Origin of the sequence: Pseudomonas alkylphenolica, assembly GCF_004025535.1 — a bacterium.
Classification (GTDB): domain Bacteria; phylum Pseudomonadota; class Gammaproteobacteria; order Pseudomonadales; family Pseudomonadaceae; genus Aquipseudomonas; species Aquipseudomonas alkylphenolica_A.
The window spans coordinates 1-22608 of record NZ_QJRG01000050.1; the positions used below are offsets into that span (position 1 = coordinate 1).

21 protein-coding genes are annotated in these 22608 nt (G+C 57.0%); 15 read left to right on the forward strand and 6 right to left on the reverse strand.

Annotated elements, in window-relative coordinates; translation table 11 throughout:
- From DM813_RS26915 to icmH, 10 genes are all read left to right on the forward strand, one after another.
- Positions 1-1466, forward strand: a 1466-nt coding sequence (locus tag DM813_RS26915; protein WP_128326448.1) for a type VI secretion system Vgr family protein, incomplete at its 5' end; no start/stop codon positions are given.
- A 14-nt stretch (positions 1467-1480) separates the two neighbouring features.
- A complete protein-coding gene (locus DM813_RS26920) occupies positions 1481-2818 on the forward strand; it encodes a DUF2169 family type VI secretion system accessory protein (RefSeq protein WP_128326449.1) in 1338 nt (445 codons plus the stop codon).
- Between the two features lies 1 nt (position 2819).
- A complete protein-coding gene (locus DM813_RS26925; RefSeq protein ID WP_128326450.1) occupies positions 2820-3176 on the forward strand; it encodes a DUF4150 domain-containing protein in 357 nt (118 codons plus the stop codon).
- A 6-nt stretch (positions 3177-3182) separates the two neighbouring features.
- Positions 3183-4367 carry a DNA/RNA non-specific endonuclease gene (locus DM813_RS26930; protein WP_128326451.1) on the forward strand — a complete coding sequence of 395 codons (1185 nt, stop codon included), beginning with the start codon at positions 3183-3185 and terminating at the stop codon, positions 4365-4367.
- 15 nt (positions 4368-4382) lie between these two features.
- Positions 4383-4775: an immunity protein YezG family protein gene (locus DM813_RS26935; RefSeq protein WP_164897304.1), complete on the forward strand. Its 393-nt coding sequence runs from the start codon at positions 4383-4385 to the stop codon at positions 4773-4775.
- A gap of 472 nt (positions 4776-5247) precedes the next feature.
- A complete protein-coding gene (locus DM813_RS26940) occupies positions 5248-6093 on the forward strand; it encodes a hypothetical protein (protein WP_128326453.1) in 846 nt (281 codons plus the stop codon).
- Positions 6094-6227: 134 nt separating this feature from the next.
- The gene (locus DM813_RS26945) at positions 6228-6890 is read left to right on the forward strand and encodes a GAD-like domain-containing protein (protein ID WP_128326454.1); all 663 of its coding nucleotides are present in this window, start codon (positions 6228-6230) and stop codon (positions 6888-6890) included.
- Between the two features lie 75 nt (positions 6891-6965).
- Positions 6966-7988 (forward strand): hypothetical protein, encoded by a 1023-nt coding sequence (locus DM813_RS26950; protein ID WP_128326455.1) that lies wholly within the window; start codon positions 6966-6968, stop codon positions 7986-7988.
- Positions 7989-8191: 203 nt separating this feature from the next.
- On the forward strand, positions 8192-9169 hold the full coding sequence (locus tag DM813_RS26955; RefSeq protein WP_128326456.1) for a hypothetical protein: 978 nt from the start codon (positions 8192-8194) through the stop codon (positions 9167-9169).
- 315 nt (positions 9170-9484) lie between these two features.
- Positions 9485-10291, forward strand: a complete 807-nt coding sequence (icmH, locus tag DM813_RS26960; protein WP_128326696.1) for a type IVB secretion system protein IcmH/DotU — start codon at positions 9485-9487, stop codon at positions 10289-10291.
- A 171-nt stretch (positions 10292-10462) separates the two neighbouring features.
- Here the strand turns inward: icmH and DM813_RS26965 are convergent, their stop codons facing one another.
- The 6 genes from DM813_RS26965 to DM813_RS26990 form a co-directional block, all read right to left on the reverse strand.
- A complete protein-coding gene (locus DM813_RS26965) occupies positions 10463-11251 on the reverse strand; it encodes an amino acid ABC transporter ATP-binding protein (RefSeq protein WP_128326457.1) in 789 nt (262 codons plus the stop codon).
- An 18-nt stretch (positions 11252-11269) separates the two neighbouring features.
- Positions 11270-12511: an NAD(P)/FAD-dependent oxidoreductase gene (locus tag DM813_RS26970; RefSeq protein ID WP_128326458.1), complete on the reverse strand. Its 1242-nt coding sequence runs from the start codon at positions 12509-12511 to the stop codon at positions 11270-11272.
- Between the two features lie 25 nt (positions 12512-12536).
- Entirely contained in the window at positions 12537-13247 is a 711-nt protein-coding gene (locus DM813_RS26975) for an ABC transporter permease (protein WP_128326459.1), read from the reverse strand.
- Positions 13244-13963 carry an ABC transporter permease gene (locus tag DM813_RS26980; protein ID WP_128326460.1) on the reverse strand — a complete coding sequence of 240 codons (720 nt, stop codon included), beginning with the start codon at positions 13961-13963 and terminating at the stop codon, positions 13244-13246. The genes DM813_RS26975 and DM813_RS26980 overlap by 4 nt, the downstream gene beginning before the upstream one ends.
- Before the next feature lie 143 nt (positions 13964-14106).
- The gene (locus DM813_RS26985) at positions 14107-14865 is read right to left on the reverse strand and encodes a transporter substrate-binding domain-containing protein (RefSeq protein ID WP_128326461.1); all 759 of its coding nucleotides are present in this window, start codon (positions 14863-14865) and stop codon (positions 14107-14109) included.
- Positions 14866-14896: 31 nt separating this feature from the next.
- On the reverse strand, positions 14897-15766 hold the full coding sequence (locus DM813_RS26990; RefSeq protein WP_128326462.1) for a MurR/RpiR family transcriptional regulator: 870 nt from the start codon (positions 15764-15766) through the stop codon (positions 14897-14899).
- A gap of 148 nt (positions 15767-15914) precedes the next feature.
- On the opposite strand from DM813_RS26990, the gene DM813_RS26995 reads away from it, so the two are divergent.
- From DM813_RS26995 to tpx, 5 genes are all read left to right on the forward strand, one after another.
- A complete protein-coding gene (locus tag DM813_RS26995) occupies positions 15915-16943 on the forward strand; it encodes an Ldh family oxidoreductase (protein ID WP_128326463.1) in 1029 nt (342 codons plus the stop codon).
- A 300-nt stretch (positions 16944-17243) separates the two neighbouring features.
- Complete coding sequence (locus DM813_RS27005; RefSeq protein ID WP_128326464.1) at positions 17244-18791, forward strand: hypothetical protein; 1548 nt, start codon at positions 17244-17246, stop codon at positions 18789-18791.
- A 357-nt stretch (positions 18792-19148) separates the two neighbouring features.
- Positions 19149-20345 carry an aromatic amino acid transaminase gene (locus tag DM813_RS27010; protein ID WP_128326465.1) on the forward strand — a complete coding sequence of 399 codons (1197 nt, stop codon included), beginning with the start codon at positions 19149-19151 and terminating at the stop codon, positions 20343-20345.
- 257 nt (positions 20346-20602) lie between these two features.
- Positions 20603-21880 (forward strand): serine/threonine transporter, encoded by a 1278-nt coding sequence (locus tag DM813_RS27015; RefSeq protein WP_128326466.1) that lies wholly within the window; start codon positions 20603-20605, stop codon positions 21878-21880.
- A gap of 162 nt (positions 21881-22042) precedes the next feature.
- On the forward strand, positions 22043-22543 hold the full coding sequence (gene tpx / locus DM813_RS27020; RefSeq protein ID WP_128326467.1) for a thiol peroxidase: 501 nt from the start codon (positions 22043-22045) through the stop codon (positions 22541-22543).
- The last annotated feature ends 65 nt before the right edge of the window (positions 22544-22608 follow it).

A 22608-nucleotide genomic window follows, 5' to 3' on the forward strand; every position in this document is an offset into this window, starting at 1 on the left:
GCATCAAGGATGAGCAGGAAGACAGCCAGGAAGCATTTCCCGACACCGTGCTGTACCACGCCAGCGGCGGCGGCGATCAAGCCGAACCGTGCCTGCGCCGCTTCAGCTACCGCGAACAGGTGCGCTCAACGCGCCAGGTGCAGCGCGACTACACCTTCACTCACCCGGCCTATCGCCTGGAGCAGGTCGGCCTGCCCGATCACATACAGCACCTGGCCAATGACTACGAACGTTTCGACTACCCCGGCCGTTACAAACGCGAAGCCGTCGCCAAACCCCTCATCCATACGCGCGCGATGGGCCTGCGCCACGATGCACGCCTTGCCGAAGTCGAAGGCGACGACGTACGCCTGCAGCCCGGCCTGAGCTTCAGCCTCACCGAGCATCCGCGCGAGACCTTCAACGTGCACTGGCGGGTGATCCGCGTTTCCCACACCGGCACCCAGTTCGCCAGCCTGCAGGAAGAGGCGGCAGACGCCCAACAGGGCACGCACTATTCGCAGACTGCCGTGGTGGTCCCCGGTCTGACCGAGTGGCGGCCCGAGCCGCTGCCGAAACCGCACGTCGATGGCCCGCACATGGCCACGGTGGTCGGCCCGCCGGGCGAGGAGATCTATTGCGACCAGTGGGGCCGGGTCAAGGTCAGCTTCCCCTGGGACCGCGAAAGCCGCGATAACGAATTCAGCTCGTGCTGGGTGCGGGTGTCGCAAGGCTGGGCCGGGGGCAGCTGGGGTTCCATGGCGATCCCGCGCATCGGCCAGGACGTGATCATCCAGTACGTCAACGCCGACCCCGACCAGCCGATGATCACCGGGCGCACCTACTGCGGTAACCAGCTGCCGCCCTACGACCTGCCCGAACACAAGACGCGCATGACCATCAAGAGCCAGACCCACAAGGGCGATGGCTTCAACGAGCTGCGCTTTGAGGATGAGCTGGGCCGCCAGGAAGTGTTCATCCATGCCGAGAGAGACCAGAACAATGTCGTCAAGCACGACGAAACCACGCGCGTTGGCAATGACCGCAGCGAACGGGTCGAGCACAACGAAACCCTCTCCATCGGCGACCACCGCAGTGAAGACGTCGGCAAGAACGAGACCATCCGTATTGGAGAGAACCGCAGCGTCACCATCGGTGCCAACAAAACCGAAACCGTCATCCTGGCCAAGACGGAAACCATCGGTCTGGCCAAGGCCCTGACCATCGGTGCGGGCTACCAGACCAGTGTTGGTGCAGCCATGAACACCAGCGTTGGCCTGAGTCAAAGCGAGCAAGTCGGTATCAACAAGTCGGTAGTGGTCGGCAAGCACTTCCACGTTACCGCAGGCGATGAATTCACCCTCACCGTGGGCAAGTCCAGCTTGGTGATGAAGTCCGACGGCAGCGTACTGATCAACGGCAGCACCCTCGACCTGAGTGCGACAGGGCCTGTGCAAATCAACGGCAAGGACGTCGATATCAACTGAGGGGTCAGCCCTGAATGGAGTTTCGCAACCTGACGCCGTTTGATGCGTTGTGCTTCAGTGCGCTCGACAAACAGGATGCCGAGCACCCTGTAATCGTCATGAAGGTGGGTTATCGGCTGTTGCCGATTGCCGATCGGCCTGGTCATTTCAGTGCCCAGGTAATGGATGACGAGCCCGTGCCGCTATGCACGAGCGATCGCTATTGGGGCGAGGAGGGCCAGAGCAGCGTCCGTGAGGAAAGCGACCTGGTGCCGTTCATACCGCGCTGCGATGTCATCGTCAACGGCCATGCACATGCCCCGGGCGCCATCCCCGCGCAGACCTGGGTGGCCGGTATTCGCCTGAGCGTAGCGCTTGCGCCGCGGGTGATTAAGGTCGAAACACCCAAACCGTGGCAACCCGGCGAGCCGCTCACCGAGCAGCAGCTCTACCAATGGCGTGATGCGTTGCGCGAGGCCGAGCAGCGTCGTGCGACCGCACCCACCCGCGACGTACTGCTGGATAAACGCTTGCGCTTTAACGGACCACGCTGGTTTGCGCATCGGCTGCTCAGCGGTTGGCGTCTGACCGAGGCAGAACCGGCCATCCGTGTGCCTCTGCGCTGGGAGTATGCCTTTGGCGGCGCCAGTGTCCTGCTCAACCCACGCTATCCGCATGAAGCGGCCGAACCCTGTTTGCTCAATCAGGTGTGCTACTGCAACCCGCTGGGTCGGGGCTGGATCGAGAAGCGCCATGAACAACTGGCCTGGTCGCTGGATACCCCGGTCGAGCGACTGCCTGCCCCACAGATCGAGCCTATAGGGCAGCCGATCACGCATCTGGATATCACCCGGCAAGCGGATGGCGATATCACTTCGGCTCAGATGGCCGAGCTGGCTGCCAGCTACCGCTATCAGCCGGTCGGCTTCGGTGCTCTCGCACGCATGTGGGCACCACGCCTGGCGCTGGCGGGTACCTACGATGTGGCTTGGCAAGCGGAACGCTGGCCGGGACTGCCCACAGACTTCGATTTCGGCTACTGGAACGGCGCGCCCGCGGATCAGCAGATCGCCTTTGCGCAAGCGGATCTGCGCATTGAACTGTTCAACCTCACCGACCCGGCGTTCAGCCATAACGGCCAGGTATGCGTAGAGCTCCCCGGTCATCGCCCCTTTGTGCTGATGCGCCTGCACAACGGCGTAATGCTGCCGCTGCCGCTGCTCACCGACACCCTGCTGATCGACACCGATGCGATGACCCTGTCATTGACCCATCGCGTCAGCCTGGCCAGTGCCGACCCGGTTCGGGTGCTCGAAGCGCGTTTCGAGACCGACCCGGCGGCTCCGCTGCTAACGCGACAGGAGGCGCTCTGACATGGCCGATAACGTCATCGCGCGCAATCAAGACAAATGGAAGGTCGTCAGCATCGTCCCGGATGTCTGCAAGACGCCCATGGGCGGCGCCATGCCGCCGGTGCCTTATCCCGTCACTGCCGAGCTGAGCGCGGCGACCGGCGTGGCCAGGTCCGTCCGGGTCAATGGCAAACCGGTGGTGGTGTTCGACAAAAGCCTGGCGCCCAAGACCGACGGTGACCAGGCCGGTGCTGCCAAGGGCATCAAAAGCAATACCGTGGGCGGCAAGTGCTACCCAAAGGACAAAAGCAGCACAGTACGCGCGGAAAAAAAGTTGGTTGTTCGCCACAACGACCTGTTCTGGATGAACGGGAGCTGATGGCCGATGAGTGAATCGGTAATCGAACTGGCCCGCATTGAAGTGCAGGCGATAAGCGTGAAGGTGCGGCCAGACCCGCAGGCGCTGGAAAAAATCGAAGAGTTGATGCTGCAAGCCAATGCCGACGGCACGGTGCAGGTCGATGCCTTTGGTACTGATCCACAAGGTAACGCGTGGCATGTATCGCGGGCTTTGGAGGAACAAGCCTACGAAAACATGCGCCAACGGTTGCTGATCAAAGAGCAGGCCAGCTTGCCCCCGTTCAGTTCGTTCAAATCGGGGAATACGTTGGGGCGGGTGGTGGGGGAGGCGGCGCCGGCGGCTGTTCCTGCGGCGCAGGCGAACCCACGACTTAAACCTGAAGCTGAACCCGAGGAAGATTGGTGGGCCGAGAAAGGTCCGTGGGTGCATGGGGGCTTGGATGTTCTTGGCTTTGTACCTGGGCTTGGGGCTATTCCCGACCTGATAAATGCCGGGATATATGCCGTAGAAGGTGATGCGGTCAATGCTGGACTCTCCGCAGCAGCGGTAATCCCGTTTGCCGGAGACGCGCTGAAGGGCGGAGTGTTGGTGGGTAAAAGCGCCAACCGACTTGGCTCAGAGACAGTACAACGGACGATAAGTGAGGCGACAGATAAAGCGGCAAGAGATGGGAGCAAGCAAGCCGAAAAGGCTGTGTCGGAACGGATTGCGAGAAAAATACCAGAAAAGCGTACCGCAGAGCAGCTCTCAGCACCTAAAACGCAAGACGGCGCTAAAATACGATCTAGAAATACAACACATACAAGAAACGGGTACACATACCAGCTTGACCATCACGGGCGAGTAACAAAAGTTGAAGGTAGCTTGAAGCTTAACAAGTCAAAAACCAGGAACCAAAGTGCCCAGAAAAATGCCGGTGGGAAAGATCGCCTTCCAGATGACCAGGGAGGCCATTATGTGGGGCGAAGATTTGACGGGCCGACTGATGAAATGAACCATTTTGCTCAAAATGGAAATTTTAATAATAGTGCGTATAGAAAGCTTGAAAATTCTTGGGAAAAAGCATTAAAAAACAACAAAGATGTACGCATAGAAATCAACCCTAGGTATACTAAGGATTCCCTAAGGCCTGACAAGATAACCATTAGGCAGTGGATTGATGGTGTGGAAAAAGATTCAGTAACTTATGCAAACAAATATGGCGGGTAGCCAAGGTGGATGATCATGCAACATAAGCTCCCAACGCAAGAAGAAGTTTACACCGAGATCGGTCAGAGTCTATTGGATGCTGTTCCTGATGACTTTGAAGAGGCTTGGGTGCGAACAGAAATGATTGAAGATGTTTGGAGTATTGGTGTTTTTTACAAAAAGCCTCAAGGAACCTATGGTTACATAGGTGGGGTGAACGAAGAGCTTGAAGAGAGTCTTCGAGTGCTTTGGCAGATATATAAAAAAGACACTAACGCAGCATGGACAACTGCAACTTTTCATCTTACCAAAAGCTTTGAAATGTCTCTTGATCTAGGGTATGAGGATATCTCTGACTTCGGGCTAAATGTTGAACGTCGTGAGGCCTGGATACTAAAATATCTCGGTGAATCTGCAGAAATAGACTGATATTAACACCTAGTTTCCGTCTGCTACAAGCAAGTAGTAAACGCAGAACTGCTGATATGAGCGGGGTCGAGTCTAGGTCAGGTTCCCTAGGAACCACAGAAGCCGTGGCTCACCGCCCCAGCCTTCAGATGTAACGGCCATGTCACGTTAGTGCCATTACCCATTTACGTTGATGCCGTTACACGGCAGTTTGTGGCGGTAACTTTACTGTTAGGTATCGATACGATGGCCTTGTCATTTATCCTGTGCGTAAACCTGCCTGATTTATGTCTTGAGATTTAATTATAAAAGAATAAGTCGGGCGCTCTCGTTAAAATTCTATTGTTTGGTTTAATTGGGTTTAAATCGCATTGATAGTTGCTGTGATGGTTCGTTTTCGTGAAGTTGTTCATTGGTTGGGTTTACTAATAAGGATTGGTCAGTGGGCGCAAAAAAAGAGGTAAGCCGAATTGATAGGAGGGTTAAGAGGTGGATGGCCAAATGGGTGATCTCAGAAACACCCAGAGAGCTATATCTGGAAGATCCGACCGAGGGCCTAAAGGACTATATCAACGATATGGAGTCTTCAGATGCTCTTGGGGTTCATTCAGAGCACTTGGCTACATGGCATTTGGCAATGTACGAACAAATGGCGTTAAATTCAATTCATGAATTTAGCGAATTGTCCCTCGCTTCAACTTACTATGGGTATATGCTGAAATTCGAAAGCGCATTTGTTACAGGCGGCAGTAACAGTCCGATCGTCCCATCGACAGCAGCGCTAGCACTTTCATTGGCTGCAATTGCTAACTGGCCAGTCGAGTTCAAGGCTAGGTTCGACATAATACTCAACGGATTGGATACCGCACTGCTAGACTTAAAACACAGGCAGTCGGGAAAGCTATTTCACCACTTCTGGTTTATATTGCAGCTATATGCAAAAAGCGTAAATCGTAAAATTGATGTTTTCCAATACGCTCGTCCCGAAACACCTTCTCCATATGAGCAGGTATTGGAGCAGTGGGACACACCAGATCAAAGTTTGCTGGACGCTTTAGTGTCACAAATGGCCGACTTCCATCTTTTCAATGCTGCGACGCCGATGCATGACGAGATTTTTGAGTTTGATTACGAGGATCGCATGCTATTTCCTTATGAGGTACTCACACTTTTGAGGACTCGAGAATGGCACAGCCTGAAAAATCCCACCGCCTTCGAACACCCTCTGATGCAACACCCGTTGTCCAAGCTTCCACTCCAGCTTACGGAGCCAGAAACGACTCTCCTCGATGAGGTGGTTCGTAAGTTTAATCTTGAACAGTTCCATATTTCTTCGTGATTATGGTTGGAGGCGTGTCTAGGTTAACTTCCCATTGGACTTCGGATGCCAAGGGTGAAAAATTATAACCAGAATAGATCCTCAGGCTTACCCAACGGGTGAGTTTCGCCACTGGGTAAGAAAGGAGAGTGACAATGATAGACCCCCATTTCGCCTACTTTATTGAGAAATTTGGTGAAGCCATATATCGCTCACCTGTACCACACGCCAGCATCTCCCGCTGGGTCAATAGGCTCCCTCCGATTTTACTGGACTACTGGCGCGAGGAAGGCTGGGCAGGATATGCGAGTGGCCGTGTTTGGACTGTGAATCCAGATGGGTATGAGGACATCAAGGATGCTTGGCTGGAGGGAACACCGTTTTGTACCTTTGACAGCTTTAACGTGATAGCTCGCAGCGCCTTTGGTGACCTTTTCTTATGTGGCGAGAAAACGGGTAGAAGTCTCACTGTTTCCTGCCTTCACAACGAAATTCTTGCGCTTAAAAACAAACTGAAATCTCGACTGTTACACGACCAAAGCCCTTCAATTCAGTCGTTTTTTGGGTCTCGCAAGCCTGAAGGCTTCGATTGCGCGGACAGCAGCGGAAGGCTGCTATTTGATCGAGCAGTGAAGACTTATGGACCTCTTGCGCCTGACGAAATGTACGGCTTTGAGCCGGCATTAGTGGTTGGCGGAAAAGCTGAGATAGAGAATCTCCGCCGCCTCAAGATAGATCCTCATTTGCACATTCTTCGTCAATATGCGCCGCCAACCCTCCCTTTTCCGGATGCCGTGATAGCAAGACTCATGAGTTAACTTGTTTACCTTTGCTAGTTGGAAAAGCAGGTCGCGTATGTTTGCTCGGGCCGGAACGCCTGAAAAGGTATAGTCATGAAGGCAAAAGTTACATTTGGAAGCGGATGCGCCATAAGCGACAAAATGTTCTATGTTCCTTCGTTCTTGGATGAGCTGGAAGAAGATCTGGAGCACACTCGCATATTTGTTCTCAATACAGAAGTAACGCCCTACTGGTTTTATCATGATATTTATGATTCCACCATCATTGCAACGTGCCTGCGAGGTAAAAGCGATAGGTCGGAGCGAGCGTGTTATTCCTTGTCAAGTAAAGGTTTGGTAGAAATATTCAACAGCAACAGCACTATCACAGAAGACATTTTTCACACGGTGAGCCGCACAAGCTACCCAGGAGAATTAACTGGCATAAAATATATTGCAGGGCATGCCTACGTTTGCGGGAGCGGTAATCAAGTCTATAAGAGTACAGAGGATGGGTGGGTCTCTATAAGTGATGACATTCAAAGGTTGGCCTCGCAGCAGATTTCTGAGGTAATCACTGCAATCAATAGCATCGGGCCATCACCCAACGCAAAAAATATAGGCTTGAATGTTGCGACAGAAAAGCTTCGCGACTATACGATGCTTCACGGTATTGACGGGTTAGCAGAGAACAGTATCTATACATGCGGAAGCAATGGGAGGATCTGGCATTGGGATGGCGCGATTTGGAGAATTATTAAAAGCGGAACAGTGCAGCATCTTCATGATATTCATTGTGTTTCTGATGAGTTGGTTTTCATATGTGGTCACAACGGAACGATACTCAAAGGTAACCACAAGTCCGGATTTTCCAGGTTGCCAACGGGTAGAGCTGGCATTAATTTTTGGTCAATTCGAGCCTGTGGCGAAAAAATATACATAGGTTCAAGCGTCGGACTGTTCGAGGTGGCAAGTAATAAATTAGCTCCCTGTGTAACCGCTGTTGCGGCTCCTGGTTCTTATAGTGTCCAGTCCATTGATGTGTTCAACGATACGCTGTGGGTGGCGGCAGATAAATTTATGTTGCGGCTTCACAATGATCAATGGGATTTTATTGAGCATCCAGACAATGTCTGAGTGTCTAGCATGTTAAGGGCAGGTCGAGTTATTCGATCCTACGCTCTGCGCAGAAGTATCGGCACCCTGTGCCGAGCGATAGAAAATCATTCAACCCCTCAAGTACTTGATCTTAGCCAGGAAATGACACAAGAGGCCAAGGGCGGGGATCCGAATAAGAGCGGTTGAACTCATAACCACTTCAGATTGCCAAGGAGAGCTCTATGAGCACGAATGAAATTGCACGCGTACAGTTTAATATCGGATGCGCAATAAGTACAGATATGTACTACATGTCTTGCGCATTTGTCCATTCCTCTGAAACGGATTCGTATTCAAGAATGTATTTCTACCAAGATAAGACTCCAGGCAAATGGTTTTATCATGACCTTCCTGGTTGGAATGTCATATCGACGGCATTTCCACCAGGTCAGCCGGTCAGTACGCGAAAAGTTTATGCTCTCAGTGAAGAAGGAGACGTAGAGTGCTTTGGTCGGGACATAACAACTTATGAAAAAATAGCGGATGCAGGCGTATCAAAAAGCAGCAAGCTGTATGGTTATGTAAACAAGATTTCATTCATTTTTGACACCCTTTATGTTTGTGGCCACAGGGGGCAGGTTTACAAAAGAACTCCTGAAGGCTGGGTGCATTTTGATGAGGGGTTGTTGCAAGATGAAATTACAATTACACCAGGTGCGCCTGGTGATTTCATGGAGCAAGTTTCGCAGCTAATAGAAACTACCATTAGTCTGTTTGATATCAATGGTGTGCAAAACGATATTTATACTGTTGGAGCAAATGGATTCATCGCGCATCAAAATGGTTCGGCTTGGAGTGTTCTGCCAAAACAAACAGTTGCTGACCTACATGCCATAAATGTCCATAGGGGTGACGTTTTGGTTGTAGGTGCTCGAGCCACTATTTTGTATGGAAATGCAAGCGCTGGCTTTAGAGTGCTTGGCGGGCATGCCGTGGATGTTGATTTTTACTCAGTCGCTTTATTTAATGATACTTACTATATCGGTGCTAGCGATGGGGTTTATACGTTAAGCCGGAATGTATTGGCAAAAGTCAATATAGAGGCCAAGGAGGTAACGGGTGTGGAGTCAATAGATGGTGTGATTTGGGCGCTTGCATCTGACAAATTGCTTCGCTTTAGTGAGGGTGGTTGGGAGGTTTTTACGCATATTGACAACTAGTGCTCTAGTTATGCATTTCCGAAGATCTTATCTGGTAGAAGCTATGTGTAGGTATCTCGGTAAGAGTGCAAGGGTCGACTGGTTTAGCGTTTTGCATTTAACTGCCATGAATGCGAGGTAGTCGTAATTGACGCTGTTATAAGGCGCGAGGTTACAGAGCCACGCACTTTTCCTGTACTCGAGCTATTTCAATTGCTGTGTGCAGGCCATGATTCTGAAAGTATTAAATCAACTTGTATCGTTGCATTTAAGCCAGCGAGGAGTATGCATTTGACTATTTCAAGCAAAGCAAGCCAGGAAAAAGCCGAAAAGTATATGGACGCGTTGACCGACACGGACAGCGAAGATGGACAACCCACACAGGCTGCCGAACCCGAAAAGGAATCTGCTGAGCCTGTTTTTGAGGGTTATCTCGCTGACCCGGACTTCCAGCTGCGGGGCGGCTACGCAAACCTGATGGTGGATGCCGCCATGCCCCTGTTCGGCCTGGTCATGCGCCTGCGCACCCTGGATGCATTGCCCAACATCAAGGAAGTGCACCAGCAAGTACACAATCAAATCTCCAACATTCGCGAAGAACTGCACCAGCACGGCTATGAGCCCGCGCAGTTGCTGGCGTTCTCGTATGGCCTGTGCCTTTACATTGACGAAGCTGCCATGGAAAGGCCTTGGGGCAAGAGCAGTTGCTGGAGCCAGAAACCCTTGCTGAGCATCTTCCACGACGAAACCCGTGGTGGGGAAAAGTTCTTCACCGTGCTCTCCCGCCTGATGCAGGAACCTCAGCGTTATCAGGACGTACTGGAGTTCATGTACTTGGTGCTGTGTCTTGGCCTGAAGGGTAAGTACGCCATCGCGCCGAAGGGTCAAGAAACCTTGAATGGCCTGATCCAGCAACTTCACGGGATCATCCGTGAACTTCGCGGCCCCATGCCGGAGGGGGTCTGCGACCCTTACAGCAACGTCGCTCCACGCAACTTTCGGATGAAACGGCAATGGCCGTGGTGGAGCCCGTTGGTGATTTCCGTACTCGTCATGGCGGTGGGCTATGGGATCTACAGTTACCGCCTGCAGCTGATTACCGCTGAAGTGCTGGAGTCGCTCAACGGCATTTTGCAGCAATGACCCGTGGCGTTGGTGTGTGGGGGAATTACTGTCCGCGTAGGAGCGGATTTATCCGCGAAAAAAACCGGACCTGCTGCGCAGTCCATAACGGCGGTCCGGTGTCCCGGTAAATCCGCTCCCACACCGGTGGGAGCGGGTGAAGCGCGTCGCCGGCAGCCAACGCCGACAATCTCAGTGCAGGATCTGCGCAAGAAAGCCCTTGGCCCGAGCCGTTTGCGGGTTGTTGAAGAACGCCTCGGGGTGAGCATCTTCGATGATCTGGCCACCGTCGAGAAACAGCACCCGTTCGGCCACCTGACGGGCAAAGCCCATTTCATGGGTGACGCACAGCATGGTCATGCCGGTATCGGCAAGTTTCACCAGCACGTCGAGCACTTCAGCGACCATTTCCGGGTCCAGCGCCGAGGTCGGTTCGTCAAACAGCATGATTTTCGGCTTCATGCACAGCGCACGGGCAATCGCCACCCGTTGTTGCTGGCCACCAGACAGCTGGCTGGGGTATTTGCTGGCCTGGCTCTCAATGCCCACTTTGTTCAGATAAAACCGGGCCCGCTCTTCGGCTTCCTTGCGCGACAGGCCGCGCACGCTCATCGGTGCCAGGGTGCAGTTGTCCAGCACGCTCATGTGCGGGAACAGGTTGAAGTGCTGGAACACCATGCCGATCTCGCTGCGTACTTCGCCCGCCTGACGGGTGGTTTGCGCAAGGTCGGTGTCGTTGACGCGGATATGGCCCTTTTCGGCGATTTCCAACCGGTTGATGCAGCGGATCAGGGTGGACTTGCCCGAGCCCGAGGGCCCGCACAGTACGATGCGTTCACCTTCGCGCACGTTCAGGTTGATATCGCGTAATACGTGGTAAGCACCGTAGTGCTTGTTCAGGCCCTCGATGTTGATCACAACCTTGCGCGCGTCAGGCTGCGCAACAGTAGCAGGGGTAGCAAGGCTCAGTGAGGCGGTCATGTTGTTATTCTCCCGCTATCAATTGAAGCGTGCAGCGCTGTAGGGCGCAGGGTCGGTAAAGGGTGTTTCGCCGGTCATCATTTCCGCCAGCAGGCGGCCACTGACCGGCCCCAGGGTGAGACCGTGGTGGGCATGGCCGAAGTTGAACCACAGGCCCTTGTGCTGCGCAGCCGGGCCGATCACCGGGCGCATGTCCGGCAGGCACGGGCGGCGACCCAGCCAGGGCTTGGCATCGAGGCGCTGGCCCAGTGGGAAGATCTTGCGCGCCAAGGCTTCGCAGCGCTTGAGCTGGATCTCGTTGACGGCATCGCCGCTGGCGGCGAACTCAATCCCGGTGGTCAGGCGGATGCCCTGCGCCATGGGGGCCAGCACGTAGCCGCCCTGGGCATCGCAGATCGAGTGTTTGAGTTCGGCACCGGCGCTGCTCTGGTAGTGCATGTGATAGCCGCGCTTGATCTCCAGCGGGATCCGGTAACCCAGCGGTTTGAACACGTCGCCGGCCTGTGGGCCAAGGGCAATCACCACCTCGGCAGCGGTGACCGGGCCCTGGCGGCTGTCTACCTGCCACTCGCTGTCGATCCGGCGCAGGGTGCGCGCGTCACCGTGAATGAACTGGCCGCCGCGTTTGACGAACAGTGCCGCGTAGCCGCGGGTCAGGCCGCCGGGGTTGGTGACAGTCTTGGGGTCGAGCCAGTGAATGCCGCCGACCACGTTGTCGCTGAGGTTGCCCTCACGCGCATGCACTTGCTGGCGGTCGAGGATATCGTAGCTAAGGCCGTAAGGCTTGAGCGCGTGGGCGTCGGCCTGGGCCTTGCTGAACGCCGAGTCGTTGCGAAACACCTCGATCCAGCCATTGGCCTTGATCAGCTCGCCCAGCCCGGCGGCATCGATCAGGGCATCGTGTTCTTCGACGCAGCGCTCTACCAACGGCAGCATGGCGCGGGTCGCGACACTCAGGCCGGCAGGCGAGGAATTCTGCCAGTACTTGAACAGCCACGGGGCAACCTTGGGCAGGTGAACGGGGCTGTAGCGTACATCGGACTGGCGATTGAGCCCGTAACGCAGCAGGCTCGACAGCTCGCGGGGGAAGGCATAGGGGATTACGCTGGAGCGCTCGATCAGGCCGGCGTTGCCATGGCTGGTGCCGCTGCCCGGTTCATCACGGTCGATGAGGATGACCTTGCGGCCGCGGGCCTGCAGGTGAAGCGCCGTACTGACACCGACGATGCCGGCGCCCAGAACGATGGTTTGACAGTGCATTGGAACGGTCCTCACAAACAGGCAATCAGTGCAGGTGGCGGCCCAGGCGGGCTTCTATGTGTTTGAGGCTGCGGCGCACGATCTCGACGATCAGCAGGTAGAGCACGGCGGCCCACAGGTAGATCTGGAAGTCGAAGCTGCGCGAGAACGCCAGCTTGGTCACGCCCATCAGGTCATAGATGGTCACCAGCGAGGCAATCGCGCTGGCCTTGATCATCAGAATCAGTTCATTACCCAGCGGGCCGATGGCGACGATCATCGATTGCGGCAGGATCACTTTGAAGAAGGTGGTCGAGCGTTTCAGGCTCAAGGCCTTGGCCGCCTCGTACTGGCCAGGGGCAACGGCCAGCAGCGCGCCGCGAAAGATCTCCGCCTGGTAGGCCGCAGTGTTGAGGACGAAGGCGAGCAGGGTGCAGTACCAGGCTTCGCGGAAGAACCACCACAACCCCACGTCCTGCCAGAAGCCTTTGAGCGAGCCCAGGCCGTAGTACAGCAGGAACAGTTGGGCCAGCAGCGGTGAGCCGCGAAAGAAGTAGATGTAGCCGGCGCTCAGTCGCTGCAACAGCAGGTTGTTGGACAACCGCGCCAGCGCCAGCAGCATGCCGAGCAGGGCACCGAGAGTAAACGAGATGGCCACCAGCTTGCCGGTCACCAGCAGCCCGTCGATAAAGCGCGGGCCGTAGCGTTCCAACAGGTCGGGGTCGAGCACCAGCGCCAGCAGTTGATCGAAGCTCATGTCCGGGCACTCCGCAGGTGGCGACTGAAATACTGCTCGATAAACACAAAGACCCGGCCCGACAGGGCGGAGAACAGCAGGTAGCCGAGGCAGGCGACGCCGTAGAAGAACATCGGCTCCTTGGTCACGCTCACGGCCAGGTTGGTCTGGCGCATCAGGTCGACCAGCGAAATGGTCGACACCAGCGAGGTGTCCTTGAGCAGCGACAGCCAGTTGTTCGACAACCCTGGCATGGCAATGCGCACCAGTTGCGGGAAGATCACCTTGCGAAAGGTGGTGGCCTTGCTCAGGCCCAGGGCTTGGGAGGCTTCGTATTGGCCCTTGGCCACAGTTTTGAAAGCGCCCAGCCAGATCTCACTGGAGAACGCGGCGAACACCAGGCTGAAGGCGACCATGGCGGCGAGGAAGGTGTTGATCATCACCTCACCTTCGTAGCCCATGGCGGCGAGGATTTTTTGCGCGGCGATCTGGCAGCCGTAATAGATGATCAACAGCGTCAGCAGTTCCGGCAGGCCGCGGAACACCGTAGAAAAAACCGTAGCCACGGCGCGCGGAAAGCGCTTGCGCGAGCGCGCCATCAAGGCCACTCCCAGGCCAAGCGGCAAGCCGATGGGCAGGCAGGCGAGGGCCAGCGAAATGGTGACCAGGGCGCCGGCGAGCAGGGCCTGGCCCCAGCCGCCACTGGCGAAGGAAAGCAGTGACAATTGTTCGAGCATGCTCAAACCCTCTCGCAAGACAGACACACAGCCCTGTGGAAGCCGGCCTTGCCAGCGATGGCATCGACGCGCAATCAGTCAGTGCGCGGCGTCTGCATCGCTGGCAAGGCCAGCGCCCACAGGTCCCTCACAGGACGTGAGATTTACTGGTAGATATCGAAGTCGAAGTAACGACTGGCGATCTTCTGGTAGGTACCGTTGGCGACGATTTCGTCCAGGGCCTTGTTCAGGCGCTCGCGCAGGGCTTCGTCTTCCTTGCGCACGGCAATCGAGGCGTCTGCCTTGGTGCCATTGACGTCACCGAGGATATGGCAGCAGTCCTTGCCGGCCTTGCCCAGCCACTCGGTCAGCGGGAACTTGTCGGCAATCACGCCGTCCAGGCGCCCGGCCGCGAGGTCGGCGTTGGCTTCATCGAGGGTAGGGTAGAGTTTGACGTCGGCACCGGCCTTGCCGTAGACGTCCTCGGCGTAGATGGCCTGGGTGGAGGAGGCCTGCGCGCCGACGGTGTAGCCTTTGAAGTCGGTTTGCGCGTCGGTGATCTTGCTGTCCTTGGGCACGGCGACCGACAGCGGCGTCTTGTAGTAGTGGTTGGTGAAGGCGATCTTTTTACGACGCTCTTCGGTATTGATCATCGAGGCCACCACCGCGTCGTACTTCTTCGCCATCAGCGCCGGAATGATGCCTTCCCAGTCCTGGGCCACCAGCGTGCACTCGACTTTCATCTGCTCGCACAGCGCCTTGCTGATGTCGACGTCAAAGCCATGCAACTGGTTATCCGAGTCGACATAGTTGAACGGCGGGTAAGCGCCTTCGGTGGCGATCTTCAGGGTTTCGGCCTGGGCCAGGGTGGCACCGGCGAGCAGCAGGGCGCACGCACCTGCAAAGCGGATAACGGGTTTCATGTCACACCTCGATCTGTTGTTTGCACTCTTGCTATTGTTTGCTCGCTGACGTGTAGCCAACGAATTCATTGTGTAGAGCGGCAGTTGCTTCCAAGCGTTTTTCAACATCCGGTCCGAGCTTCTTGCAGACCTCGTTGACCATCAGGTGTACCCACGACAGCATGGTCGCGGTCGACTCCCAAAACAGATTGAACTCGGTGGGGATGCGGAACACTTCATCGGCGTTGGCATCGGCCCAGTCACAAAAGGTATCGGTCACCAGGGTGACGGCGATGCCCGCTTCGCGTGCCTTGCGGCACAGGGTCAGGGCATGGCGTGAATAGCGGCGCGCCTCGAAGACCACCAGGGCGCAGTCGGCCGGGTTGCTGAGCAACACCTCGCCAAAATGCCCGGCACTGCCGTCGACCACCTGCACGCCGTCGCGCAGGTATTGCAGCAAGTGGGTCATGCACAGGGCGACGCCGCGCTCGGTCTGAAAGCCGGCGATAAACACTTTGCGGCGCTGGGCCAGGCGCTGGCTGACCACTTGCCAGGCGGGGGTGCGGCTGTATTCGTAAACCCGCACCAGCGCGCCGACTTCCTGTTCCAGGCTGCGTGCCAGGCCGGCGGCGTCTTTGCCGTGCTGTTGGCGAAATTCCTGCAGCCGGTCACCGACCAGCCAGGGGCCATCGCCCAGGTCGTCCTTGAGGTCATGTTTGAGTGCCTTGAGGTGCTCGTAACCCAGTGCCCGGCAAAACCGGCCGACACTGGACTCGCTGACGCCAATTTTCGCCGCCAGGCTGGCGGAGGTCTCAAAGGGCAAGTCGGTGAGGTTGGCGAGCATGTAGCTGGCGATCTTGCGCCCGGACGCCGCTGCGTTGTGCAGGCTGTTTTCCAGACGTTGTTTGATCGGTTGGCTCACGGTCATTCTCGAAGGCAGTTGCACGTTGAAACAGAAAATGAATGTTTTCTGTCATCAAGTCAATATTTGACAGTTTGCTGTCACAAGAGGAAAGTTTCGCCATTGCTCATCGCTGTCGCCCACTCCAAATCCAATAAGGGAGCTTCAGATGTCCGCACACCCCGACACTGCTGTCGCGCACATGCCTTTCGCCGACCTGCAGGCCTTGTTGCAGCGCATTTTCGTCAAACATGGCACCAGTGAAGCGGTGGCCCGCGCGCTGGCGTTCAACTGCGCCAGCGCTCAGCGTGATGGTGCCCACAGCCACGGTGTATTTCGCATTCCGGGTTATGTGTCGACCCTCGCCAGCGGCTGGGTCGATGGCAAGGCGGTGCCGGAAGTAGAGGATGTCGCCAGCGGCTACGTGCGCGTCGACGCCAAGGGCGGTTTTGCCCAGCCAGCCTTGGCCGCGGCCCGCGGGTTGCTGGTGGAGAAGGTCCGCAGCGCCGGGATCGCCGTGTTGGCGATCCACAATTCGCACCATTTCGCGGCGTTGTGGCCCGATGTCGAACCCTTCGCCGATGAAGGCCTGGTGGCCCTGAGCGTGGTCAACAGCATGACCTGCGTGGTGCCGCATGGAGCACGCAAGCCGCTGTTCGGCACCAACCCGATCGCGTTTGCCGCGCCCTGTGCCGGCAGCGACCCGATTGTGTTCGACATGGCCACCAGCGCCATTGCCCACGGCGACGTGCAGATTGCCGCGCGCAAAGGCCAGATGCTGCCGGAAGGCATGGGCGTCGACAGCCAGGGGCAACCGACCTGCGACCCGCAGAAAATCCTTGAGGGCGGCGCCTTGCTGCCGTTCGGCGGGCACAAGGGCTCGGCACTGTCGATGATGGTTGAATTGCTGGCGGCGGCGCTGACCGGTGGCAACTTTTCGTTCGAGTTCGACTGGTCGCAACATCCAGGGGCGAAAACGCCCTGGACCGGGCAATTGCTCATCGTCATCGACCCGTCCAGGTCTCAGGGCAATCACTTTGCCGAGCGCAGCCATGAACTGGTGCGCCAGATGCAGGCCGTGGGCTTGACCCGTATGCCCGGTGAGCGTCGCTATCGTGAACGTGAGCAGTCTGCGAAAGTCGGGGTGACCCTGACTGTGTCCGAGCTGGAGCAGTTGCAGGTGTTGACCCAGTCGTGAATGTGAGGGCGGTATCGCTGGCAAGCCAGCCCACAAGGTGGCGGCGCTGCGCAAATACTCGGGCCAGGTCTCCAATGTATTCGTGGTGCCGATCGGCTTGGTTACCCTGTTGGCGATTCTGTTTTCGTCCTTCGCCTGCCGTCCGGGGAGGTGCGTCAATCCATTCCGGGGTGACGTGCTGTGGCCGTTTCCCACTTGGTCAACAGTTGTTTCCAGCTTCACGGGTCTGAAGTGGGCGCTACGTTGATTTGCTTGTACGAATTACTCTTCGCTGCGTAAATCCAGATAGAGGAAATTCCGATGCTTACAGCACTTCCAAGCGCCGGCACGCTCACAGCTGGCGCGCCTGTCCAAATCCTTGGCATCTGCACCAATTCTGAAGTGTTATTGGCAGCATTGCGCAAACCGGGCGCGTGTGCGCCGCAAATTTGTACTGTCGTAAATCATTTGCTGGAAAAGGTGGTCTGGCCTGTCGACTGTCGCTTCATCGACGCAAGCGTTCCCGATGCAGGTGAATTGATCCCTCGATATGATGGTGAACGGAGCATCCTCTGGACGGGCGAGTCTTACATCATTTCGAAGGACGGCACGCATCAGGAGTTCGACCATCCCTGTAAGGCAATTGCCGAGTTGCTATCATCCGACGCGCTTGAGGCATGGCTCGGTACGCCGCTCAACCTCAGTAATCTAAGCTGCCAGATTGCCGAGCGGCTTTCGCGACTAGCCCAGAACGAAGAGGGCGATGACCTTGAAGAGCTGTCGCTGAAGGGGTCGCAACGAGCTGGCTCCATGCCAAACTTGGTGGGCATCCCCTTGATGCCTGGCATTCATCACCGCAAAGACACCCTGATCCATCCCTTCTTGGAAAAAGCAGAAAACGCGCCAGGTGCACTGTCTACGGCAACCAGCTCAAGTGCAGCCTGGCAAACCTATCAGTGCCATCCGATATCGCTTGTTGAGACTGTCGAGGTGCATGCTGGGCGTGGTTTGGTCAATCTCATCGGCAATGGGGGATTTGCCAGCGGCGAGCTTAGTCAATCAACAAAGCGTGATGTCGAACGTGCGGTCACCGCCGTTATCGCGGCTTACAATGGCCTGCAGGATTCCCATGGGTTGCCGTTGCTGACGATTCATGAAAATCATCTGGTAGGTGACGGCAATGTTCATGAGGACTTCCATTTGCCTCGTCAAGCCAACCCTAAGGACTATGATTACTACCACACACTTGGGGTGAAGTTTGGCGCTAATGGAAAGATGCACCCGCATTACCATCTGGAATTTCATGCACCTCTCACCCAGGAGATGCTGGGGAGCGTTCTTGAAGCGCTAAGCCGCGTCTCAACAGCGTCTTCGGTTATGTCCGGCAGTGACGTAGACGGTGTACTGGCCCTTTATTCGCACTTGCCAGGCAATAGAGAGAAGGTTTTTACCGATCAATTGCTGGCCGGGCTCCAACGCCTACCATCAGAAATCAATGATGCCCGGGAGCGGACAAAGGTGCGGGATGAGCTCAAGGGCGAATTCATAGCCCTATCCAGCGCCAATACCGAAATTCGAACTGATACTCCGGTGCGGAACATGCATATGAATGCCTTTCGCCCACCTGAACCATTGCTTGAGTGTTTCTATGGTGGCAATACCAACGTAGAGGATTACCTCAGGCGCATTGAAGAAGGTTTGCTCTTCAATGCGCCTGTCGCGCAGTTACTAGGCATTTATCAAGAGCTTCGTCACGCTGCATCCAACCTGTCCGGGATACCCGTTGATGGTAACGATGAGCAGCTGACCGAAGCAAACCAGCGCTTGAGTAGCGCGATGGGAAAATTGCAACACTGGCTGGCTGCCTAGCATAGCAATTGCCGGCGCTTGGCCACCTCACGCACCCTGTGTATTTCCCTGGTGTCGCTAATGGCCAGCTTCGTTGTTGTCGGTACCTTGCTCATGGTGCGGATGGCGGTGAACGGCTTGTCCGGTACCGAGACCAGGGGCGTCATTGCCCTGGCCCGTACCGTACCCGCCGCGCCTGCCTGCGTGATACCGGTCAGGCGACGATGTGTGTGGGCTTGCCAAGTAGTGCGGTCACCGCCAGTTACTGTGCATACATGCACTGATCAGTTGCACCAAGGGTAATGTTCCTCGGCCCTCAGTACAGGTATTCTCGCCACAGTCATTCATGAATTGCCCAGACCCAAGGAGCTGCACGCTGTGTTCAAACATGTCGATGCCTATGCCGGCGATCCGATTCTCTCCCTGATGGAGACCTTCAAGGCCGATCCGCGCGCCAACAAGGTCAACCTGAGTATCGGCCTGTATTACGATGCCGCAGGCGTAGTGCCACAACTGGCAGCCGTTGGCGAAGCCGAACGGCGCATCGCCGGCCAGCCGCATGAAGCCTCCCTGTACCTGCCGATGGAAGGCCTGGGCAGCTACCGCCAGGCGATTCAGGCGCTGCTGTTCGGTACCGATCATCCGGCCGTGCAGGGCGGCCGTGTGGCAACCGTGCAAACCGTTGGCGGCTCCGGTGCACTGAAAGTCGGTGCCGACTTCCTCAAGCGCTACTTCCCCGACTCGCAGGTGTGGGTCAGCAACCCGACGTGGGACAACCACCGGGCGATCTTCGAAGGCGCAGGCTTCAAGGTGCACACCTACCCGTACTTCGACCCGAACACCCGTGGCCTGGACTTCGGCGGCATGCTTGCCACCTTGCAGGGCCTGCCGGCCAACAGCATCGTGCTACTGCACCCGTGCTGCCACAACCCTACCGGTGTCGACCTGAGCCAGGCGCAGTGGCAGCAGGTGATCGAAGTGGTCAAGGCGCGCAACCTGATTCCGTTCCTCGACATCGCCTACCAGGGCTTTGGTGAAGGCCTGATCGAAGACGCCTACGCCATCCGCGAAGCCGCCCGTGCCGGTGTGCCGTGCCTGGTGAGCAACTCGTTCTCGAAAATCTTCTCGCTGTACGGCGAGCGCGTAGGCGGCCTGTCGGTGGTCTGCGACGACGCCGACACCGCACAAAGCGTGCTCGGCCAGCTCAAGGCCACTGTCCGTCGCAACTATTCCAGCCCACCGGCCTTCGGTGCCCAACTGGTGGCCGGTGTACTCGGTGACCCAGTGCTCAACGCCCAGTGGGCGGCCGAGGTGGAGCAGATGCGCTTGCGCATTCTGGAGATGCGTCAGGGCCTGGTCGATGCCTTGGCCGTGCTGCTGCCGGGCAAGGACTTCCAGTTCTTCCTGAGCCAGCGCGGCATGTTCAGCTACACCGGTCTGAGCGTCGAGCAGGTGCGTCGTCTGCGTGACGAGTTCGGCGTGTACCTGATCGACAGCGGCCGGGTGTGCATGTCTGGCCTGCGCCCTGACAACCTGCAGCAAGTGGCCCAAGCCATCGCGGCAGTGCAGGCGTAACCTGTACTAGCAGCTGTTTTCTTTCGCGGGTAAACCCGCTCCCACAGGTACCGTTCTGATCTCTGTGGGAGCGGGTTCACCCGCGAAGGGTTACACTCCTGCAGCCCTCTAGGTGCAACCGCTCCGTCGGGCGGGGCTTCTCAAGTGCAACCAATGCGCGCACAATCGCGCCCCTCTTTGTATGGTTGAGGGGCGGTGATGCCTCTGGGTAGCCACTCTCAGCCCTGTTGCAGTCTTGCGAGTGGAGTTGCACCCGGATGAATGAGCAGGCCCCAAGCGTTGAACAACGCTTCGAATCTACCCCAGTCGCGCTCGGCAGCTGGTCCCGTCAGGACACCACCTGGATGCTGGGCCTGTTCGGCACGGCGATCGGTGCCGGTACCCTGTTTTTGCCCATCAACGCTGGCCTGGGCGGCTTCTGGCCCTTGCTGATCCTGGCGCTGCTGGCCTTCCCGATGACCTATTACGCCCACCGCGGGCTGACCCGTTTCGTCCTCTCCGGGCGTGAAGGGGCCGACATCACCGACGTGGTCGAAGAGCACTTTGGCATCCGCGCCGGCGCCTTGATCACCTTGCTGTACTTCTTCGCCATTTTCCCGATCCTGCTGATCTACAGCGTGGCACTGACCAACACGGTCGGCAGCTTCATGGAACACCAACTGCACATTCAGCCACCCCCTCGGGCGGTGCTGTCCTTTGTACTGATTCTCGGCCTGCTGGCGATCGTGCGCTGTGGTGAACAGGCCACGGTCAAGGTCATGAGCCTGCTGGTGTATCCGTTCATCGTTGCCCTGGCGTTCCTCGCGGTGTTCCTGATTCCGCACTGGAGCGGCGGCATCCTCAGCACCGCCAGCGAACTGCCGTCGGGCTCGGCGTTCCTGCACACCCTGTGGCTGGCGATCCCGGTGATGGTGTTCTCCTTCAACCATTCGCCGATCATCTCGGCATTCGCCGTTGACCAGAAACGTCAGTACGGCGTGCATGCCGATGAGCGCAGCGGGCAGATCCTCTGCCGCGCTCACCTGTTGATGGTCGCCATGGTGATGTTCTTCGTGTTCAGCTGCGTATTGACCCTGACCCCGGCGCAACTGGCCGAGGCCAAGGCACAGAACCTGTCGATCCTGTCGTACCTGGCCAACCACTTCAGCAACCCGACCATCGCCTTTGCTGCGCCGCTGATTGCGTTCATTGCAATTGCCAAGTCGTTCCTGGGGCATTACATCGGCGCCAGCGAAGGACTGAAAGGCCTGATCGTGAAAACCGGCAAGCGCCCGGCGGCCAAGACCCTCGACCGCATGACCGCCGCCTTCATGCTGGTGATCTGCTGGATCGTCGCCACGCTCAACCCGAGCATCCTGGGCATGATCGAGACCCTCGGTGGCCCGGTAATCGCGGCCATTCTGTTCCTGATGCCGATGTATGCCATCCGCAAGGTACCGGCCATGCGCAAATACAGCGGGCAAATGTCCAACGTGTTCGTGGTTGCCGTTGGCCTGGTGGCTATCTCGGCGCTGGTCTATTCGCTGCTCAGCTGACCGTGAGCGGGCGCTCAAAAGCTGGATTGTCAGCTTTTGAGCGCCTGGATTGTCCACAAAAATTGTCTGGCAATAAAACAATTTGTGCGCCCCCATAGGTAGCCGGGCACTTTCATGCTTAACTCTGGTCCCTTACTTAATCCACGCATAAGGAATCAGTTCATGGCTCAAGTGACTCTCAAAGGCAACCCGGTTCAGGTCAAGGGCGAACTGCCAAAGGTTGGCGCCAAAGCCCCGGCTTTCTCCCTGGTCGGCGCTGGTCTTGCTGATGTAACCCTGGCCAGCCTGGCCGGCAAGCGCAAAGTCCTCAACATCTTCCCAAGCGTCGACACCCCGACGTGCGCCACCTCGGTTCGCACCTTCAACAAGAAGGCCGGTGAGCTGAACAACACCGTGGTGCTGTGCATCTCCGCCGACCTCCCGTTTGCCCAAGCCCGTTTCTGCGGCGCCGAAGGCCTGGAAAATGTCCAGAACCTGTCGACCCTGCGTGGCCGCGAATTCATCGAGAACTACGGTGTTGCCATCGCCGACGGCCCGCTGGCTGGCCTGACCGCCCGCGCCGTGGTCGTGCTGGACGAAAATGACACCGTGCTGCACAGCGAGCTGGTTGGCGAAATCGCTGACGAGCCGAACTACGATGCTGCGCTGGCTGTTCTGAAGTAATGTGATCGCGGGCGTGCCCCGCATGCTGTAAGCATTTGTTGCGGCCTGGACCTTGTCCAGGCCGT

Coding starts and splice junctions, on each gene's coding strand:
- DM813_RS26920 (WP_128326449.1), top strand. CDS start 1,481: ATGGAGTTTCGCAACCTGACGCCGTTTGATGCGTTGTGCTTCAGTGCG.
- DM813_RS26925 (WP_128326450.1), top strand. CDS start 2,820: ATGGCCGATAACGTCATCGCGCGCAATCAAGACAAATGGAAGGTCGTC.
- DM813_RS26930 (WP_128326451.1), top strand. CDS start 3,183: ATGAGTGAATCGGTAATCGAACTGGCCCGCATTGAAGTGCAGGCGATA.
- DM813_RS26935 (WP_164897304.1), top strand. CDS start 4,383: ATGCAACATAAGCTCCCAACGCAAGAAGAAGTTTACACCGAGATCGGT.
- DM813_RS26940 (WP_128326453.1), top strand. CDS start 5,248: ATGGCCAAATGGGTGATCTCAGAAACACCCAGAGAGCTATATCTGGAA.
- DM813_RS26945 (WP_128326454.1), top strand. CDS start 6,228: ATGATAGACCCCCATTTCGCCTACTTTATTGAGAAATTTGGTGAAGCC.
- DM813_RS26950 (WP_128326455.1), top strand. CDS start 6,966: ATGAAGGCAAAAGTTACATTTGGAAGCGGATGCGCCATAAGCGACAAA.
- DM813_RS26955 (WP_128326456.1), top strand. CDS start 8,192: ATGAGCACGAATGAAATTGCACGCGTACAGTTTAATATCGGATGCGCA.
- icmH (WP_128326696.1), top strand. CDS start 9,485: ATGGACGCGTTGACCGACACGGACAGCGAAGATGGACAACCCACACAG.
- DM813_RS26965 (WP_128326457.1), bottom strand. CDS start 11,251: ATGACCGCCTCACTGAGCCTTGCTACCCCTGCTACTGTTGCGCAGCCT.
- DM813_RS26970 (WP_128326458.1), bottom strand. CDS start 12,511: ATGCACTGTCAAACCATCGTTCTGGGCGCCGGCATCGTCGGTGTCAGT.
- DM813_RS26975 (WP_128326459.1), bottom strand. CDS start 13,247: ATGAGCTTCGATCAACTGCTGGCGCTGGTGCTCGACCCCGACCTGTTG.
- DM813_RS26980 (WP_128326460.1), bottom strand. CDS start 13,963: ATGCTCGAACAATTGTCACTGCTTTCCTTCGCCAGTGGCGGCTGGGGC.
- DM813_RS26985 (WP_128326461.1), bottom strand. CDS start 14,865: ATGAAACCCGTTATCCGCTTTGCAGGTGCGTGCGCCCTGCTGCTCGCC.
- DM813_RS26995 (WP_128326463.1), top strand. CDS start 15,915: ATGTCCGCACACCCCGACACTGCTGTCGCGCACATGCCTTTCGCCGAC.
- DM813_RS27005 (WP_128326464.1), top strand. CDS start 17,244: ATGCTTACAGCACTTCCAAGCGCCGGCACGCTCACAGCTGGCGCGCCT.
- DM813_RS27015 (WP_128326466.1), top strand. CDS start 20,603: ATGAATGAGCAGGCCCCAAGCGTTGAACAACGCTTCGAATCTACCCCA.
- tpx (WP_128326467.1), top strand. CDS start 22,043: ATGGCTCAAGTGACTCTCAAAGGCAACCCGGTTCAGGTCAAGGGCGAA.